Source organism: Rummeliibacillus sp. JY-2-4R (genome assembly GCF_053847205.1).
In genome coordinates, this window is the sequence record NZ_CM132623.1 from 2,249,584 (window position 1) to 2,268,187 (window position 18,604).

Annotated in this window: 16 protein-coding genes and 2 pseudogenes; 6 read left to right on the forward strand and 12 right to left on the reverse strand. The window is 36.0% G+C overall.

Features of this window, described 5'->3' with window-relative positions; all coding sequences use genetic code 11:
* The first annotated feature begins 50 nt into the window (after nt 1-50).
* Both ACWV26_RS10855 and ACWV26_RS10860 read left to right on the forward strand, forming a co-directional pair.
* A complete protein-coding gene (locus tag ACWV26_RS10855; protein ID WP_455894779.1) occupies nt 51-551 on the forward strand; it encodes an Lrp/AsnC family transcriptional regulator in 501 nt (166 codons plus the stop codon).
* The gene (locus ACWV26_RS10860; protein ID WP_455894780.1) at nt 551-1,720 is read left to right on the forward strand and encodes an aminotransferase; all 1,170 of its coding nucleotides are present in this window, start codon (nt 551-553) and stop codon (nt 1,718-1,720) included. The genes ACWV26_RS10855 and ACWV26_RS10860 overlap by 1 nt, the downstream gene beginning before the upstream one ends.
* A gap of 268 nt (nt 1,721-1,988) precedes the next feature.
* Here ACWV26_RS10860 and ACWV26_RS10865 read toward each other — a convergent pair whose 3' ends face one another.
* From ACWV26_RS10865 to ACWV26_RS10885, 5 genes are all read right to left on the reverse strand, one after another.
* On the reverse strand, nt 1,989-2,309 hold the full coding sequence (locus tag ACWV26_RS10865; protein WP_455894781.1) for an AtuA-related protein: 321 nt from the start codon (nt 2,307-2,309) through the stop codon (nt 1,989-1,991).
* Nucleotides 2,272-3,666, reverse strand: a complete 1,395-nt coding sequence (locus ACWV26_RS10870) for an acyclic terpene utilization AtuA family protein (RefSeq protein ID WP_455894782.1) — start codon at nt 3,664-3,666, stop codon at nt 2,272-2,274. The genes ACWV26_RS10865 and ACWV26_RS10870 overlap by 38 nt, the downstream gene beginning before the upstream one ends.
* Nucleotides 3,667-3,784: 118 nt before the next feature.
* Entirely contained in the window at nt 3,785-5,080 is a 1,296-nt protein-coding gene (locus ACWV26_RS10875) for a CitMHS family transporter (protein WP_455894783.1), read from the reverse strand.
* Nucleotides 5,081-5,250: 170 nt separating this feature from the next.
* On the reverse strand, nt 5,251-6,159 hold the full coding sequence (locus ACWV26_RS10880; RefSeq protein ID WP_455894784.1) for a hydroxymethylglutaryl-CoA lyase: 909 nt from the start codon (nt 6,157-6,159) through the stop codon (nt 5,251-5,253).
* Nucleotides 6,160-6,163: 4 nt separating this feature from the next.
* Complete coding sequence (locus ACWV26_RS10885) at nt 6,164-7,411, reverse strand: CaiB/BaiF CoA transferase family protein (RefSeq protein WP_455894785.1); 1,248 nt, start codon at nt 7,409-7,411, stop codon at nt 6,164-6,166.
* A 238-nt stretch (nt 7,412-7,649) separates the two neighbouring features.
* Here ACWV26_RS10885 and ACWV26_RS10890 point away from each other — a divergent pair, with 238 nt between their 5' ends.
* Nucleotides 7,650-8,342: a GntR family transcriptional regulator gene (locus ACWV26_RS10890; RefSeq protein WP_455894786.1), complete on the forward strand. Its 693-nt coding sequence runs from the start codon at nt 7,650-7,652 to the stop codon at nt 8,340-8,342.
* 573 nt (nt 8,343-8,915) lie between these two features.
* Here ACWV26_RS10890 and ACWV26_RS10895 read toward each other — a convergent pair.
* Nucleotides 8,916-9,338 (reverse strand): MarR family winged helix-turn-helix transcriptional regulator, encoded by a 423-nt coding sequence (locus tag ACWV26_RS10895; protein ID WP_455894787.1) that lies wholly within the window; start codon nt 9,336-9,338, stop codon nt 8,916-8,918.
* 119 nt (nt 9,339-9,457) lie between these two features.
* On the opposite strand from ACWV26_RS10895, the pseudogene ACWV26_RS10900 reads away from it, so the two are divergent.
* Nucleotides 9,458-9,725 (forward strand): annotated as a pseudogene (locus ACWV26_RS10900) (heavy metal translocating P-type ATPase); the annotation flags it as partial.
* Between the two features lie 66 nt (nt 9,726-9,791).
* Here ACWV26_RS10900 and ACWV26_RS10905 read toward each other — a convergent pair.
* Nucleotides 9,792-11,120, reverse strand: coding sequence for an MATE family efflux transporter (locus ACWV26_RS10905; protein ID WP_455894788.1), 1,329 nt, complete (start codon nt 11,118-11,120; stop codon nt 9,792-9,794).
* Nucleotides 11,121-11,799: 679 nt separating this feature from the next.
* On the opposite strand from ACWV26_RS10905, the gene ACWV26_RS10910 reads away from it, so the two are divergent.
* Together ACWV26_RS10910 and ACWV26_RS10915 are read left to right on the forward strand one after the other, a co-directional pair.
* Nucleotides 11,800-13,044, forward strand: a complete 1,245-nt coding sequence (locus ACWV26_RS10910) for an MFS transporter (protein ID WP_455894789.1) — start codon at nt 11,800-11,802, stop codon at nt 13,042-13,044.
* 220 nt (nt 13,045-13,264) lie between these two features.
* Nucleotides 13,265-14,116, forward strand: coding sequence for a dihydrodipicolinate synthase family protein (locus ACWV26_RS10915; RefSeq protein ID WP_455894790.1), 852 nt, complete (start codon nt 13,265-13,267; stop codon nt 14,114-14,116).
* 147 nt (nt 14,117-14,263) lie between these two features.
* On the opposite strand, the pseudogene ACWV26_RS10920 reads toward ACWV26_RS10915, so the two are convergent.
* The 5 genes and pseudogenes from ACWV26_RS10920 to ACWV26_RS10940 form a co-directional block, all read right to left on the reverse strand.
* Nucleotides 14,264-14,859: pseudogene (locus ACWV26_RS10920) on the reverse strand (DUF817 family protein); the annotation flags it as partial.
* Between the two features lie 45 nt (nt 14,860-14,904).
* Nucleotides 14,905-15,129 carry a helix-turn-helix domain-containing protein gene (locus ACWV26_RS10925; protein ID WP_455894791.1) on the reverse strand — a complete coding sequence of 75 codons (225 nt, stop codon included), beginning with the start codon at nt 15,127-15,129 and terminating at the stop codon, nt 14,905-14,907.
* Between the two features lie 10 nt (nt 15,130-15,139).
* Nucleotides 15,140-15,622 carry a DUF2975 domain-containing protein gene (locus tag ACWV26_RS10930; RefSeq protein ID WP_455894792.1) on the reverse strand — a complete coding sequence of 161 codons (483 nt, stop codon included), beginning with the start codon at nt 15,620-15,622 and terminating at the stop codon, nt 15,140-15,142.
* A gap of 212 nt (nt 15,623-15,834) precedes the next feature.
* Nucleotides 15,835-17,073 (reverse strand): acyl-CoA dehydrogenase family protein, encoded by a 1,239-nt coding sequence (locus ACWV26_RS10935; RefSeq protein WP_455894793.1) that lies wholly within the window; start codon nt 17,071-17,073, stop codon nt 15,835-15,837.
* A 73-nt stretch (nt 17,074-17,146) separates the two neighbouring features.
* Nucleotides 17,147-18,532, reverse strand: a complete 1,386-nt coding sequence (locus ACWV26_RS10940; RefSeq protein WP_455894794.1) for an LLM class flavin-dependent oxidoreductase — start codon at nt 18,530-18,532, stop codon at nt 17,147-17,149.
* Nucleotides 18,533-18,604: the final 72 nt, after the last annotated feature.

An 18,604-nucleotide genomic window follows, 5' to 3' on the forward strand; every position in this document is an offset into this window, starting at 1 on the left:
AGTTAAAATTTTGCTATAATAATATTATTTAAAAATATGGGGGTCTTTCCATGAAATTAACCGAAAAAGAATTGGAAATTGTTGAAATATTAGAAAAAGACGCGCGTTTAGCCACTACAGATTTGGCTAAAATGATTGGGTTAAGCGTGGAAGAAACAGAACAGTCTATCAAAAAACTTGAGGAAAATAATGTAATTGTGAAATATATATCTCTCATAGATTGGACAAAAGTCGATCAGCATCCAGGCGTAAGAGCAATGATTGATGTAAAAGTAACACCAAAACAAGGCGTTGGATTTGATGATATTGCTGAAAGAATTTATCGTTTCGATGAAGTAACATCTGTCTATTTAATGTCTGGTGCTTTCGATTTATCAGTTATTATAGAAGGCAAATCATTAAACGAAGTAGCGAACTTCGTATCCAAAAAGCTTTCTACCCTAGATTCTGTTATTTCGACAACTACTCACTTTATATTGAACAAATATAAACATGACGGAATCATCTTTGAACCAGATAAAAAAGATCCAAGAATAGTGGTGTCACCTTAATGAATTCTATGAAAAGTAATTATGTATCTAAAATGGCGAATGAGTTAAAACCTTCCGGCATTCGCCGTTTCTTTGATTTAGCAGCAGGAATGGAAGGAGTAATCTCCCTAGGTGTGGGTGAACCTGACTTTGTCACACCTTGGCATATAAGAGAAGCAGCAATTCGTTCACTCGAACAAGGCTACACATCTTATACACCAAATGCCGGTTTAATGGAGCTACGCGAAGAAATTGCCATTTATATGAAAAACCAATTTAAAGTAGACTATTCACCAGCGCATGAAATTATCGTAACGGTTGGTGCAAGTTCAGCCATCGACCTTGCCATGAGAACCATTTTAGATCCAGGTGATGAAGTTATTGTAGTAGAACCATGCTTTGTTTCTTATATACCCATGGTGACATTAGCAGGTGGTGTAGCAATTCAAGTTCAAGCATTAAAAGAAAATGACTTTAAAATCCTGCCTAGCCAACTAGAAGCAGTCATTACTGATAAAACTAAGGCCATTATGCTATGTTCGCCTAATAATCCTACTGGCACCATGCTAAATAAGAGCGAATTAGAAGAAATTGCAAACTTAGCAAAAAAACACGATTTACTCATCATCGCAGACGAAATCTACGCAGAGCTTTCATATGATGAAGAATATACAAGTATGGCAGCCATTGAAGATATGCAAGAAAGAACCATTTTAGTTTCTGGATTTTCAAAAGCTTTTGCAATGACTGGCTGGCGTCTTGGGTTTGTTTGCGCCCCTGCTCCAATTTCAGAAGCGATGTTAAAGTTGCATCAATATGCATTAATGTGTGCATCGACTATGTCTCAATATGCTGCGATTGATGCACTCCAAAATGGACGACCAGATGTAGATGAAATGGTAAAAAGTTATAAAAGACGTCGAAACTATATTGTCAGTTCTTTAAATGAAATTGGACTAGAATGTCATGTTCCTGGAGGTGCGTTTTATGCTTTCCCTTCCATCAAATCAACCGGGCTAAGTTCACAAGAATTTGCTGAACAATTATTACTCAAAGAAGGCGTAGCTGTTGTACCAGGCGATGTATTTGGAGAAAGTGGCGAAGGTCATATTCGCTGTTCATACGCTTCTTCACTAGAACAACTACAAGAAGCGATTAAACGAATGAAACATTTTGTTGATAATTTGTGAGGAATAGATAAGTAAATTAGTAATATAAAAGAGCGGATTCCTTTTTTAGGAATCCGTTCTTTTGTTTTTTATATAATCTCCAAAAAGGGAATTTAGTATTGCGTGTACTACTAACCTTCCCTTAGTACGATAAGTTCTTTAAAATAAGCGTTAATCCTTCCCCAATCAATGCAACCTATAAATTCAAGAAAACATCTAATTTATAACTCTTTACACTATTTTCAATGCCATAGTCTAAAATAACCAAATCAGGAAAACTATATAAAAATTATTTGAGTTTAGGTTCTAAGTCAATCTCCATATCTAACAGTGCCGAACTTAAGGTTTTCCCATGACGATCTATTGAAAGAGATCGTGTTACACCACCGCCTAAAGCCTGTTGCATTACAAAATTTAAAGCTCCAATATTGGGAAGTTCGTACCTTTGAACGTCACCTTTTACAATTTCTCCAAAGTATTCTTTTACTCGAATTGCTGTAACGATTTCTTTCACCATCTCGTAATCTTTCATACTGTAAACGATAACAGATATGTTTGAGATATTTCCTTTATCACCTGACCTTGAATGAGCGATTTCCTTTAGCTTCAACCGTTTCTACCTCCTCATACGTTACTTCTATATTAATAGCATTGCTAGGAATTAGAATAGAAGCAATTGATACAATTTCTTCTATTTGAATGCGAACTCCCCCGCCGCCAGCAGGTCCATTCGTATAAAGTGCCTCCACTTCTTTACCAACCGCAACAGCTTCCCTTTTTTCCAATGTTCTTGCCGCTACCCGTAATCTTACTTCAGAATGACTGGTTTCATTATACTTACTTGAAATGGAATCAGAATATAATGATACGACACCTATATAATCAATTCTTACCTCTTCTACCTGTATATTTTTATAGTCCAACCGTTTCCTGATGATTTCTTCTGCAAGTTGTGCTCTTTTTATACAACCTGACCCACCAAAGCTTATTTCTGCCTCTATGATAAATCCATCTTTGTAACCCACGCTTGTTTTATAATAACCACTTTTTTCTCTACCAGATACTCCAGTAATCGAAACCTTATTAACATCTTCTTCTTTCACTTGAACTTGAGAAAAATCCGCAATTACATCTGGAGTCATATAACTAGATGGATCATGAATTTCATAAACTATTTGTTCTTTGACAGTAGCGGGGGAAATAATTCCACCTGCATCATCAAGCTTACTTAAGGAAAAACTGCCATCCTCTTGTACTTCCGCGATTGGATAACCAACGTTCCATAAATCAGGTACATCTTTATAGCCAGGTTCTGCAAAATATCCTCCAGTTACCTGCGCTGCGCATTCAAGTAAATGACCTACAGCTGTGGCCTTTCCAAGAAGCTTGTAGTCCGTTTTCTCCCAGCCAAATTCATATACAAGTGGTGCCATGACTAAAGATGGGTCTGCAACTCGTCCTGTAATGACAATATCAGCACCATTTGCTAGTGCACTTATAATTCCTGTCATTCCAATATAGGCATTTGCAGAAATGATTGTGGATTCTATTTCCTTTAGCATTTCTCCTGTTTCTAGTATTTTTTGATCCAGGTATTCTCCTATTTTCGTATATACGTCATCACCTGTAACAGCAGCAATTTTCAAATTTTGAATACCTTTTTCCTCAGCGATTTTTTTCACCCTCTTTACTGCAGAAAGAGGATTTGCTGCACCCATATTTGTAATCATTTTTACGTTTTTCTCTTTACAAAGAGGTAGCACCATATCCATTCGTTCTTCTAACATGTGATTATATCCCTTGTTTGGATTTTTCACTTTTTCCTGTTGAGCAAGAGCAATGGTTCTTTCTGCCAAGCACTCAAAAATGATGTAATCTAAATTACCTTTTTCGATTAATTCTAGGGCTGGTTCGATTCGATCTCCAGCATATCCCGCACCAGATCCAATTCGAATTCTTTTCTTCATATTTCTCCCCCTAAAAAAGCAAATCTCCAATCTCATCAGTTCTTCAACCCTACTAACTGGAGATTCCTTTATCATGATAAATAAATGCCTGCAGTTTCAAGAAGTTTATTCCGTTACTTTAAAATGAAATTACCCCTGTTAACAAAGCTACAATGGTCATAACAATAGTTGTTCCAAACGCCCAAAAGAAAATATGTTTCTGATGATCACCAAGGTCAACTCCAGCTAGTCCCAAAAGCACAAAGACAGATGGGTTTAATGGGCTTACTGGGAATCCTGTTGTTGCATTTCCTAATAAAGCTGCACGACCTATTTCGATTGGATCTACACCATATACTGCCCCTGCTTCACTAAGAATTGGGAGAACTCCATAATAAAACGCATCAGGAGAGAAAATTAAGCTAAGAGGCATACTTACAATAGACACTAATATAGGGAGATGCGCCCCAAGCCAATCAGGAATAATTGCAACTGAGGAAACAGCCATTGCATCTATCATTTTTGTTCCTGATAAAATCCCCGTAAAAATTCCTGCAGCAAAAATTGTCGCTACAACCATTACCATACTCTCTGCATGTGCGGCGATTTGCTTTTGCTGGTCTTCTACTTTTGGATAATTCACTAATAACGCAATAGCAAATGCAATCAAAAATAAAATTGGTGCTGGTATGATGTCCATAATTAACACTGTAATTAATAGGACTGTTAATACCAAGTTAAACCAATAAAGTTTCGGAAGACCACCTTCAAGTGTAGCTGCTATCTCTTCTAAACCGCCTCCATCATCATTTATGACTTTAATAATACCTAAACGCTTACGTTCTTTTTTTCCAAGAATGTAAGAAGCAACCACGACCCAAGCCATCCCCGCAAGCATTGGAATAATAAGTGGGTTAAATAATTGTGATGTATCTGCATTAAGTGTAACCATCGCTCTTGCAAGAGGGCCTCCCCAAGGAATGATGTTCATTACCCCAGCACCTAATGCAACAACCCCAGCTAATACAAGTCGGCTCATTCCAAGCCTCTGATAAACTGGAAGAAGCGCTGTAATAGTGATCATAAAAGTAGCTGAACCATCTCCATCTAATGCAACGAGTAAAGTAATAATGGCAGTTGCCACTACTATTTTTAGTGGATCTCCTTTTGTAAATTTAATCAGTCGAGAAATCAGTGGATCAAATAATCCTCTATCAATCATTAATCCAAAATATAAAATTGAAAATCCAATCATTACCCCTGTTGGTGTTACTTTCTTAACACCTTCAAGCATCATTTCACCGATTTCCAATCTAAAACCGGCAATCAGTGCAAAAATAATTGGTACGAGTGCAAATGCGATTAATACGTTCATTCGTTTTGTCATAACTAAATATAGGAATATTGCAATCATTAAAAACCCTAATATCGCCATAGACATTCTCCTCTTATTAACGTTTTATAGAACCGAATCTGGTTATGACCCATTCACAATTCGCCTAAATATCAACTTTTTCAATCTCACTGTTTAGTAGAGCTCTCATCAATTGAGAACGTTTACATTTCTTTAACAGCAAATGTATGGTAAACACTTTTAAACCCTTGTCACACATTGGAATATCCTGTTTTTACCTTATATAGGTGACCGGTCAGATTACGTTCTGTCATTTCTTTGATGATGTCCACACATTGCATTAATTTTTCTAAATCAATTCCTGTTTCGATTCCCATCTCATGAAGCATAAATACTAAATCTTCAGTTGAATCATTTCCTGCAGCGCCTGGAGCAAATGGGCACCCCCCTAATCCTCCGATTGATGAATCAAACGAACTAACTCCCGCTTCTAAAGCCGCAAGAGTATTCGCTTTTGACAGACCATATGTGTCATGAAAATGGGCAGTAATTTTAGCTTGAGGTGCAAGGTCTAATGTATTATTGAACAATTGATAAACCTGTTTTGGATTAGCCCGTCCTGTTGTATCACATAATACAATTTCATCTACTTTAAGTGCATCTAACGATTTTACGATTTTTAATACCGCCTCTTCTGAAACAAATCCATCAAAAGGACAATGAAAGGCCGTAGAGATATGAAATCTAACAAACATATCCATACTTTTTGCGTCTTCTACAACCGATACTAATTGTTGTAGTGATTCATCAATTGACATTCGCACATTCCTTTTATTGAATGCCTCACTAGCCGCCACAAACAAGGCATGGCTAGTTACTCCTGCATTTATCGCTAATTCAAACCCTCTTCGGTTTGGAATTAGTGCCATATATTGAATATCTCTTTTTTTATTAATGTTGCGAAAAACCATTTCTGCATCAGCCATTTGAGGAACATGCTTTGGAGAAACAAAGGAAGTGGCCTCCATTCTTTTAATACCAGTCTCATTTAAGGCATTAATTAATTTCAATTTTAAATCTGTCGAAATTAATTTCTTTTCATTTTGTATTCCATCCCTTGGTCCTGATTCAATAATTTCAACACGTTTAGGTAAATTCATGAAATCAGCTCCCTAAATTTTTTAAATTCAATTTTTTCTCACCAGCAATTACTCCTGAATTTGCTAATTCATTATATTTCTTATCTGAAATTCCCAATTTTTCTTTTAATACCTTCTCAGTATGTTCCCCTATTCTTGGCCCAGCCCACTGAATACTACCAGGAGTTTTGCTTAATTTTGGAACAATTCCTGGTACCTTTAATTTTCCAAGCCCTTCAACATCCATATCGTAAATCATTTCTCTGGCTTGAAAATGGGGGTCATTCATCATATCTTCAACATTATAAATGGAGCCTGCTGGTATTTTGTAAGTATCTAGCACTTCCAATGCTTCGTCTAAATTATGTTCTTTTGCCCAGCCACCAATAACTTCATCTAAAAACTCTGCGTTTTTTACACGTCCATCATTTGAAGAGTACCTTTGATCATCCCTTAAATCAGGTCTTTCTAATGCATCCATTAATCTTTTAAAAATGCCATCTCCATTTGCACCAATAACAATGTATTTTCCATCTTTACATAGGTATGTGTTAGATGGAACAATTCCTGGAAGAGTGCTGCCAGTTCTTTCCCGAATCATACCGAATTGATCATATTCTGGAACAGTACTTTCCATTAAACTAAATATAGATTCATATAGTGCAACATCGATACATTGTCCTTCTCCTTCTGACTGGTCTCTATGATAGACTGCCATCAAAGCCCCCATAACTGCATATAGGGCAGTGACCGAATCTCCAAGACTAATTCCAACTCGTGTTGGTGGACGGTCAGGATAACCTGTTAAATATCGAATTCCTCCCATTGCTTCACCAATACTTCCAAACCCGGGTTTATTGCGATATGGACCATCTTGACCATATCCTGAAACCCGGACCATAATGATTTGTGGGTTGATCTTTTTTAGATCTTCGTAACCGATTCCCCATTGTTCAAGAGTACCAGGCTTGAAGTTTTCTATTATAATATCAACCTCTTTTGATAATTCCCTAATAATTTTTTGAGCTTCTTCTTGACGTAAATCAAGAGAGATACTTTGTTTGTTCCGTGATTGAACGTACCACCATAATGAAGTTCCATTATGAAGCATTCTCCATTTTCTAATTGGATCCCCTTTTTCAGGCGGTTCTACTTTAATGACCTCAGCTCCAAAATCCGCCATTAATCTCCCCGCAAAAGGTCCTGCAATTAAACTCCCTAACTCTAAAACTTTTAATCCATTTAAAGGTCCTTGTCTTTTTTCATTCTCCATATTTTCCACCTACTTTGAGAATTGATATCTTGAGGTTTGGTACAAGTCTAGCAAAAATTAATAGTAACCGTTAAATATCTCTCCTTTATAGAAAGAATTTTCTGACTATTTCTATAGTAATTCCATTTTTTTCTATTGTCAACGGTTAACCGTAAACATTTTTTGTGAAAATTAAAGCTTTTTAATGTAAACTAAAAAGTAATAACTTACTAAAAGTTTTATGAAAAGGGTGGGCATTTTGAAAAAAATACAAAAAGCAGAACTACTTCATAATCAGGTTTATCAGATTCTCAAAGATATGATTATGAATGGTGAGTTTCAACCTGGTGAACGACTAGTCGAAACCAGGATTGCAGAAAATATCGGGGTGAGTAGAGGTACGCTTAGAGAAGCCTTTCAAATGTTATTAAAAGATGAATTGCTCATTCGAAATGATAAAACGATTTTTGTTTATAATCCTAGTATCCAGGACATTTTCGATGTATATGAATGTCGAAAAAGCCTTGAGTCCCTAGCCGCTAAACTAGCAACTCTTCACATTACGGACAAACAGTTAACAAGATTAAATAAAGTGGTACAAGAATCTAAAGACGCTTTACGTGCAAACAATACAGATCTACTAACAAATTTGAACCAGGAATTTCATGATTTAATTGACCTTTCATCTCACAATAAACAACTAATTCAATTATGTAATTTAATTAAAACAAAATCGCTATTTATCAGAAATAGGTTTTTAAAAATACATTTTAAAGACTTCTCAGATTTCATTGATGATCATGAAAGTATTTTGGTTGCAATCAATAAAAAAGACTCTTTGAAAGCCGAAGAAAATATGCGGTCTCATATTCAAAAAAGTTTGGAGACAATACAGAATTCTTTAGAAAACGATGAAGAAGAAACTATGAGTTATGATGATAAAACTAGATAGTTAAGCAACTCAAGTCCAACTAACAGCTAAACGAATGAAGCATTTTGTTGATACTTTGTAAGTATTGGAAAACTAGTTTAATTAGAAAACCAAAAGAACGGATTTCCAAAAATGGAACCCGTTCTTTAAGTTATTATATAAACCTGAATGGGATGGCATGGGAGTTAAAACTCATAACTTGTAATTTGTAAACTGCTGTGTAGGAAGATAAAATATTCCTTAATTCTTCTATCCAGCGCACGTTTTGCTATTCTTCTGAAGGATTGTTCCATGTAGCGAGTTATTCTTGGGCAATGATGGCATCTCGGTAATAGAAAGCCGTACACTTGCACTGACACGTCCTGCTTCTCCCCAAAGAGTCTGATACCAAATGCTAGCATTTTCGTTTGAAGCGTTTGCTAAAAATTGTTTCATCGTCAAAATTACTTACTTAGGAAAAGGTTTATTTAAAAAAGAGCAATAAATCCTCTCATATAAAACTCTCTTCCAAAATAATGGTTCTATTCTTGAAGAATTTTCTCTCAGCACCAAATCTGTTATTCTAATGATTTTCCATATAAATAAGGGTAAAAGCTAAGTCAAAGATTGATTGAATTTTTTTAGAAGCTGACCAAAAACTTCACGCTCCTCATTCGACCAATCATTAATTACCTCAACTAATCTATCCAAACGTGCTTGCTTATGCTCTTTATATACATTTATTCCAAGTTCAGTAATTTGGAGATTATAAGCCCTTCCATCTAATGGATCAGGAGTTCGATACAAATATCCTTTTTGCTCTAAAGCAGCAGCTTGTCTGCTGATGGTAGAGATATCTAGCTGAAATTCGCAAGCAAGAACTTTCATTCCCACAGCTCCAGTACCGGCTATCCGACGCAGTAACAAATAGGCAGAGCGGTCAAGATTCCCAAATTTTTTATTGGAAGTAACAAAAGTTGAACGACGAATAAGGATGGCCAGTTCCAGTTCAATCATTTCAAAATCTTTTTCATGCATAACAATAACCTCACTATTAAATACGTTTTAAACAAATAATACCATATTCTATTTTTAAATATTAGGCTACGTAAAAGGACTACGTGCTTTACTAATCTGTTGATAGAACAAAAAACAAAGCACCTATAAGTAGTGCTATGGGTTGTGCAAGATCTGATACCGAAATAGAAACTGCAGATATCGTGTTAATGGCTGATAATCTAGATAAACTTCTTCACACAATGAAGTTAAGTAGAAAATTTTTAACGATTATTAAACTATAATATTTGCTTCTATATCATTTTTAAAGCCATAGCATTTGTCTTGATCTTTACGGATTCGCTAACACTTTGGATGGCTGTTCTAAGTGATACAGGTGCTAAATGCAATAAGATTGCTAAAATTTAAAGAATAGATATTAATGAGATGTTTCTTGATAAAAAACATCTCATTTTAATAGGTGTTACAAAATTTTTATATTAAATTTTTAATCACTTGTCGTTTCTTTCGATACCAGAAAAATAGACCTGCCCGTAAAGCATTATCTGATGCAATAGCTATCCAAACAGCAGGCAATCCATATCCTAATTTCCATGCAAATATGTAAACACCTAAAGTACGGATAACCCAAATACCAATAAAGGTAACTATCATTGGAAACTTACTATTTCCTCCTGCTTGAACTACCGCAGTATCAACCGTAACAGAAGCTAGAAAGGGCTGAGAGATGGTATCAATAATTAGAACAACTAACAACAAATTTAAAATACTATCATTATGCGTATATAATTTGCCCACTAATGGGCTTAAAATTGCTAATAATGCAGTTATAATCGTCATGGAGAAGGCTGATTGTATATAGCTCCATCTTCTATATTCTTTAATATCTTCGGTCTTCCCCTCGCCAATTGCTTGCCCGATTAGAGCACTCGCTGCCACAGCAAACCCGCCCGCAATTGTACTCGCAAAAGTTGTAAGATTACCTGCAATATTGTGGGTAGCATACGCATCAGTTCCCATTCGAACAATTAAACCAAAATAGATTACTTGTCCTAAACGCATGGATAATCTTTCGAGTGTTGCAGGTACGGCAAATTTAGTCATGCTCCTAAGTAAACTTCCCATTACCTTAAAGTCACTTGTTTTTAATGCAATTGATGGTATTCGTTGAGAATTAATAAACAGTCGAAGAAATCCATATATTCTTGCTAAAATCATCGCAATTGCTGCACCTTCAAGACCTAATCCTTCAAATGAGCCTATTCCAAAAATTAAAAAGTAATCAAGGACTACATGAACTGCATTCATCTCTAGCCCAATTCGTAAGGGTGTTTTTGTATCTCCAATCGCCCGAAATGCTGCGGATTGAGCAGTAAAAAGAGCAATGAATGGAGTAAGACCAAGCACTACTTTAAAGTAGTTTATTCCCCTATTCTTTAGTTCTTCATCTGCACCCACTAAATTAAGCAATGTTTCAGAAAGAGATATAGAAATTATTGAGAAAATCAAACCTATTGAAACAGAGATTAAAAAACCATGAAAAATGACCGACTTGCTTCGTTTCATATCTTTAGCTCCAAACGCTCTAGATAAAAATACCGAGAGCGTTGCAGAAAGCGCCGCAAATACTCCAATATAAGTACTATTAAAAATGTTGGTAATGCCTACAGAGTTTATAGCAAGCAAGCCTAATTGAGCAATAAAAACAGAGTCAACCACTCCAAGCAAGCTTTGAAGATAAGACTCTCCAATAGCTGGCAAAGCTATTTTAAATACCTTCTTTGCTTTATCTGGAATTTGCATTATTAACCCTCCATAAATTAAAAAAATATGTTTTTCAGCTAAACAGCACTAACTGAATACCACCACTGAATAATTAATGATGGTTTTCTCTTATTTATTTTTTCTTTTATTCTTTTAAGGCTCTTTATTTCTGACATTTGGTTTCCCGCTCTTGGATAGTAACATTGCTTTTTTCAATTTCTTTAAGAGTATTACTCCTTCCTTACGACCATATCATACCTAAGCATCTTTCATTACCTTTAACTCTTTTGTTCCTATCATATTTTAGTCCCCTATCTAAAGGATATTGTTATTTTATCTCAAACTTCTTGTATCTCTCACTCTCTATGACATTTGTTGTAACGTTATATCAATGTTTTTGATGTTTGTGATAAAATGCACTTTTTGATCAATTTCACCATATTAACTTTGCGAAACGAGGTTTTGATGTACCAAGTGTATTGAATGATTTCCATCTCACTCTTTATGAACTGTCTTAAACTTTATGGGTCAAGCTCAAACTTTGTGAAGGATTACAAGAGGGATGCCAAAATAGACAGAATTTTTCGTAAAAAAGCTAAAAGAACTATTGAACCAGTGAAAATTAATTGTATAATACAACTAATTGAACAAAAAAGAAGTACAGTAAATTTTTTCAAAAAATATGTATAAGCAAAATTTAAACAAGAGGAGAATGTGTATGTCGTCTAAACCACAATTAGTTTCTGAATCACCAACAAAAACAGACTTGGAGCCTGTCTTACAAGGGGGATTATTTACTCAACCAAAAGCGGTTTGGGCCGTTTTTTTCGCATGTATAATCGCTTTTATGGGTCTAGGTCTCGTGGATCCGATTTTGCCAGCAATAGCGAATCAATTACATGCCTCACACAGTCAGGTAACATTACTTTTTACTAGTTATAATGCCGTTATGGCAGTGGCAATGATCATTACCGGAATGATTTCCTCTAGGCTAGGTATTAAATGGACTCTGCTAACAGGTATTGTCATCATTGCTGTATTTTCTGCACTTGGGGGATTTTCAAATGGCATTTGGTCCCTCGTTGGTCTTCGAGGGGGTTGGGGACTTGGCAACGCATTATTTGTGGCGACAGCTTTAGCAGCTATCGTTTCTCTCTCTAACAGTGGAACAGCTAAAGCAATAATTTTATACGAAGCAGCAATTGGTCTTGGAATATCTGTTGGACCACTTCTTGGAGGCTGGTTGGGAGCAATGTCATGGAGAGGTCCATTTCTAGGTGTTGCCTCACTGATGATTATTGCGTTTATTGGCTTATTACTCCTTATGCCAAAAGCAGATAAAAGTAGTAACAAACACATTAAAACTTCAATATTAGATCCGTTCCGTGCCTTAAAGCACCGTTCATTATTAATTTTTGGTGTTGCTGCCGCATTATATAATTTTGGCTTTTTTACATTATTAGCGTATGCACCTTTTGTTATGGGGTTAAAAGAACATGGATTAGGTTTTGTATTCCTTGGTTGGGGGATATTACTTGCTATCACTTCCGTTTTCATGGCACCTAAGCTTCAAGAGTCCTTTGGTACCATAAAATCAATGTGTACAATGTTAACACTATTTGCTCTACTTCTTGTATCAATGGGCATTTGGACTTCCACTCAATGGGTAGTCATAGGAGCAGTTATTTTAGCAGGGGCATTCTTAGGAAACAACAATACTTTAATAACAACTGCAGTCATGAATGCAGCTCCTGTTGAACGTTCAACAGCATCTGCCGCATATAGCTTCCTTCGTTTTATCGGTGGAGCGATTGCCCCATTTACAGCTGGGAGACTTGCAGAGATTTATAATCCTAGCGTCCCATTTTTAGTAGGTGCCGGATTTGTCTTATTATCAGTCGCATTAATCTTAATGAATAATACACATCTGAAACATGTTGATGTTGCTGGTAGTGGTCATTAAATAATAGTAGCTCATTTTAGATACTCCACAGAATTAGAAAAATAAAAATCAACATTTGTTGGAAAAGTTATTACCAAATACAAACAAAACCTGAGTAGGTTGTGAGCACTACTCAGGTTTTTTTAATATCCTCACTATACTCTTTTAGAAAGGCATCCGTTATTTACATCAGAAACTCATCTGTTATGCAATGGGAATGGCGGAATGCTTTGTTGCTAAAATGGAAATTCATATTAACAATTTAATTCATAATGGAATAAATGGTATTTTATTTTTTGGAAGTATTGGTGAATTTTTCGCCTTCACTATGGAAGAAAAAAAACAACTAGTTGATTTTGCTGTAGAAATTGTGAATAATAAGGTTCCCGTTCTTATTGGTATAGGTGGAACGAACTCAGATGACGTTTTAGAATTAGCAAAGCATTGCAAAAACGCGGAAGTAGATGGACTTGTAGTCATTTCACCTTATTACTTTGGACCAACTGATCATGCTGCTGAACTATTTTTTGGAAAAATAGCGACATCAGTTGATCTTCCAATAATATTGTATAATTTTCCAGAAAAAACAGGAAATGATTTAACCCCTGAATTGATATATAAATTAGCAATGAAACATAAAAACATCGTTGGCATCAAAGATACGGTAGATAACATAAGTCATACTAGAAAAATTATTCAGCGGATTAAATCAGCAAGGCCAGATTTTTCAGTTCTATCTGGATTTGATGAATATTACGTAGTAAATCGTATTTCTGGTGGGGATGGGGTTCTATGCGGGATTACAAATGTAGAACCTAAGTTATTTGTAACTATGCACGAAGCATATGAAAATAAAGATTTTGAAATAGTAGAAAGGTGTGCTAAACAAATTTTCGTATTAATGAAACTTTATGATACAACAGATTTATTCATTACAGGAATTAAAGGCGCAGTGAAAGCAAAAGGGCTTGATATTTCGACATTTACGAAAAATCCTGCAATAAAACTAACTGATGAACAGTACCAAAACATTAAAGAAATCATTATTGAGGCAAATAATATTAGCCTTGAACAAAAAAAGCTTCAAGTTTGATTATTAGAGATAACACTAGGAATAATGAAGTTAAATTTTATAAACATAATACTTTTTGAAAGAAATGATTAATTCACCACTCATTTTCAAAAATAATAGAGTGGTGAATTCTTTACTTTTAAATATTGTTCTGATTTGAACAATAATGCCATTATTCTCATATGAAACCCTTGTTTGCCAAAAAACAATTATTACAAGACCAGATAACCACCATCGAACATCAAGCCAATAATGGTGGGTGAAAAAATTTAAATAAATCGCAGCTGCAAGAGGTACAACAACTAAAAAAGGTGGCCACTTAATCAGATCAACCTTAAACCTTCTCCATGCCTGACAAAGATAACTCGCTACACTTGCATACATAAATCCACTATACAAGGGCACTCCATAAATTTTGAAATATCCTTCCTCTGGATAGGACCAGGAGCCCATATGTACCTTAAAAAGTTCAAGAATAAGTCCGATCAAGTGGAACAACGTGATCACCTTTAGTTCATCCAGTGTTTCAAGCCCAGAACGAATCATCCACCACTGCATCAAAAGGCAGATGATGAATAACCAATCATACCTTGGTTAGAAAGGGAGTGGCAAAAATTGTGTTATGGCCAAAGAGGCAAAAATAACGACAGGAAACAAACAGGACAAGGCCTGCTCCCATCCAAACGAATAAGTTGTTTTAGTGCTCTCTTTATTTGTTCCTTCAATGTTTTTTTCTGAAAATCATTTTGAATGGTTAAATTCATGAGTAACTCCCCTATTATGAATTTAATTTATTGAATATATCTGTATTATTGGTCAAGGGTGTCTTCATCACTTCTGTACTCTAAAATATCTCCGGGTTGACATTCTAAAGCTTTACAAATTGCATCTAAAGTTGAAAATCTTATCGCTTTTGCCTTACCATTTTTCAATATAGAAATATTAGCCATCGTAATACCAACTCTTTCTGATAGTTCAGTCACACTCATCTTCCTTTTAGCAAGCATTACATCAATATTGATAATAATTGCCATTGTTCTCACCTCAGACCGTTAAATCATTTTCTGATTTTATATGAATAGCCTCTTGTAGTAGCCTTTGGAGTACAGCCGCAAAGACTGCAATAACAATCGGGGCAAAAACAAGCATCATCCCGATAATTACTACTCCCGGAGCATCGTCTAACTGTGCAAAGATATAGAAAAGCGGCAAACCTACTACATACAAACAGCTGATTGTGATCGCACAGTTTTTTATTTTCTTTAAAGCTATTACAGACAATTCAGAGAAAGCTTTGTTTTGATCGATATAGCTTAAAAGTTTAAATGCTTGATACAATGCCATGTAAAATGGAATTGCCGCTATATACATAATTGTAATCATGCCAAGTACAGCATAATCCCATCCTACAATTCCTTGTGCAATATTCTTAACGATCATTGTTGCCATAAATATGCATAAAGCTAAAACTGGAGCCCCAATTACTAGTAAAGCTATCTTTAAAAACACCGTTGTGCCTCGTTTCATAAAAACACCTCACATAATTATTCTTATTTTGATTCTAAACAAAAATTTATCGATTTTCAATAAAAAAATATTGTTATCATCATTTTATATTTTCTAATTTAAAAAATAAAAAAAGCATTTCTTTTTAAAATTATCAAGAAATGCTCAAAAATTTATACCATTCGATTTATTATTTTGGCTCTAACCTACACTCCATTAATTTGGTTTGGTACTTAGAAATATCGATTTAATGGAATCCTTCTACCATTAACAACATAATCACCAATTGCCCGAGCTTTGTAAACAGCTGGGTTATGGGAGGCAAGGGTACGAAGATTGCGCCAATGACGGTCCAAGCCTTTTGACTTCGTTGTTGATGAAGCTCCTCCAACATCAAAAATTTGTGTTGCGGCCTTAAAGGCAAATTCTTCTATCATCACTTTCGCTTGTGCGGCTTGAAGGGCGGCTTTATGAACAAGATCTGGATTCTTAATCCCATCAACGGCAGAGTTAAAAACCTCATCCAATGCATCCGCTACTGCTAGTACGTTCGCTTCTGCACTGAAGGAACTGCTAGATAATTGTCCAACAATCTGTAGTAATTGAGGATCTTCCGGTGCTGAACTTGCTGCTCCATGACTAAATGTTCTAGATCGCTGATGGATTAGTTTGGAAGCATCTAAAACAACATTTCGTAAGATTCCTGCCATAATTGCTTGTAAATAAAGTTGTAAAAATGTATTGGATGTAAATCGACTGTCACTTTCCACCAACTCATGAGGGTGAACGAAAACATTATGAAACCGGGTTGTACCGCTACCAGTCCACCTTTGCCCAATCCCATCCCAATCATCCTCAAGTTCGATGCCTTCACGATTAGTAGGAATAAATACCCTTACTGTCTTTCCTTCTAGATTCGATGCCCTCACTCCAACCCAATCCGAGTAATAGGTACCTGTGCAAAAGTACTTGGTTCCGTTTAACCGATACCCCTCACCATCTGGGGATAAAGTTGTATCATAGACATAGTCTACATCTCCAACATTACGGGCTGATTTTTCGGTCGTAGCATTGCCGAAAATTTCTCCTTGTACCGCTCTTGCTATAATCTTATGATTTGATTCAGTATGAGGATTAAGAAGCGCCTCATTTACAAAGTCATAATGTGTACGAAGAATATGAGCGACGTCAGAATCAGCTTCTGCTAAGCTTATTAAAACCTGAAAAAATTCACGAATGCTTGAACCGCCTCCGCCCATTTCAACTGGAATGCGTAAAGCGCCGAGTCGAGATTTTTTAATTAATTCAATCGCATAAAAAGGGTGTGACTCGTTTCCAGTACTTCTCCGTTTCTCCGCTTCTTCCGAAATCTTTGTCAGTAACCCAAGTAGTTCAGCTGAACCTGCTTTTATCGGCTCTGAAAAAGTTAAGGTTGATTCATCATGGCTTGCTTCTTTTTTTTGATTAATCATAGTTTAGAAGACTCCTTTTTTTTATATTTTTTTGCAATCATCCATTTTAATAGATTACCTATTACATTCCCTATCACTTTACATTTCCTGAATAATCATGAGTAAAGGCACCCCGATATTTTGAAGCCGGATGACGTTCGCTCAGGCGATCTGTTCCAAATAGCTTGTAGCGAAGTGTAGTTGGTTCACCATGCACAGCACTGGCCAATCCTCGCTCGCGTAAAACAGGCATCACTTTATCAATAAATTCTTCATAGGAACCAGGAATGGTTGAATTAATGACATTTATACCATCAACACCTGCATCCCTCCATTTCTCAAGCTGATCTGAAATCGTTTCAGGTGTTCCAATAATATGGGTTCCCTTATTTCGTATTTGGGCAAGATCTCTAACGGTAGGCGTACGCCCCTGTACACTTTCCTTTAACCACTCGAAGTGACTTCTTACTCCCTCTATGGAGATATCTTCCAGCGGAGTATCCAAATCCAAATGTCCAAGGTCAATGCCCATCCCCCCTGCAATATGAGCAATAATCATTTCATAATCTATTTTGCTATCAAGTTCTCGCTCTTTTTGCCATGCCTCTTCTTCTGTTTCACCTACTACAAAAGATAAACCTTGATAAAAATGAAGATCTTCTGCCTTTCTTCCATATTGAACGGCTAAACTACGCGTACTATCAATAAGCTTTTTCGCATTTTCAGGAGTAGGCGATAAAATGAAAACAGCTTCCGCATTACGTGCAGAAAAATCACGGCCAGCAGGTGAAGAACCAGCTTGAAAGAGAACCGGTGTACGTTGTGGTGACGGCGCAGTAAGATGTGGGCCTTCCACTTTGTAATGCTTACTTTCATGGTTAATTTTGTGAACCTTTTTAGGATTAGCATGGATTCCAGTCTTTCGATCCTGCAAGAGAGCACCTTCATCCCATGAACCTTCCCAAAGCTTATAAAGAACGTCTACATATTCATCCGCCAACTGATAGCGCTCATCATGCGGGGTAATGCGCTCATAACCAAAATTGTGATATGCATTCTCAAGAGCGCTTGTTACGATATTCCAAGCAATCCGGCCTTTTGATAGATGATCCAATGTTGACACCCGTCGTGCAAAGGTAAAAGGATGTTCCTGAAGCGGAGCAGAGGTGAAGGCCAATCCTAAATGTTTTGTGTTTACTGCAAGTGCTGACAAAAGGACCATTGGATCATTGCTTGGTATTTGCAACCCATTTTCAACATGATACTCCCAGCTTCCGCCGTGATTACCATACAATCCGATGACATCTGCAAAAAACATCACATCAAAACCGCCCTCATCAAGCTTTTTAGCCAAAGAAACCCAAAGATTCACATCATTAAAATTTAATTGATTCCCCTCTTCATCACGCCATAACCCGTGAATGATATGAGAGGCTGTATTCATTACAAAAGCAGAAAATAAAAGTGGTTTTTTATTCATAATTTTTTTCCTCCATTTCGTTTTGTTATTTAAATACTCAAAAATTTCAGTCTACTTATGTTATCTATTGAT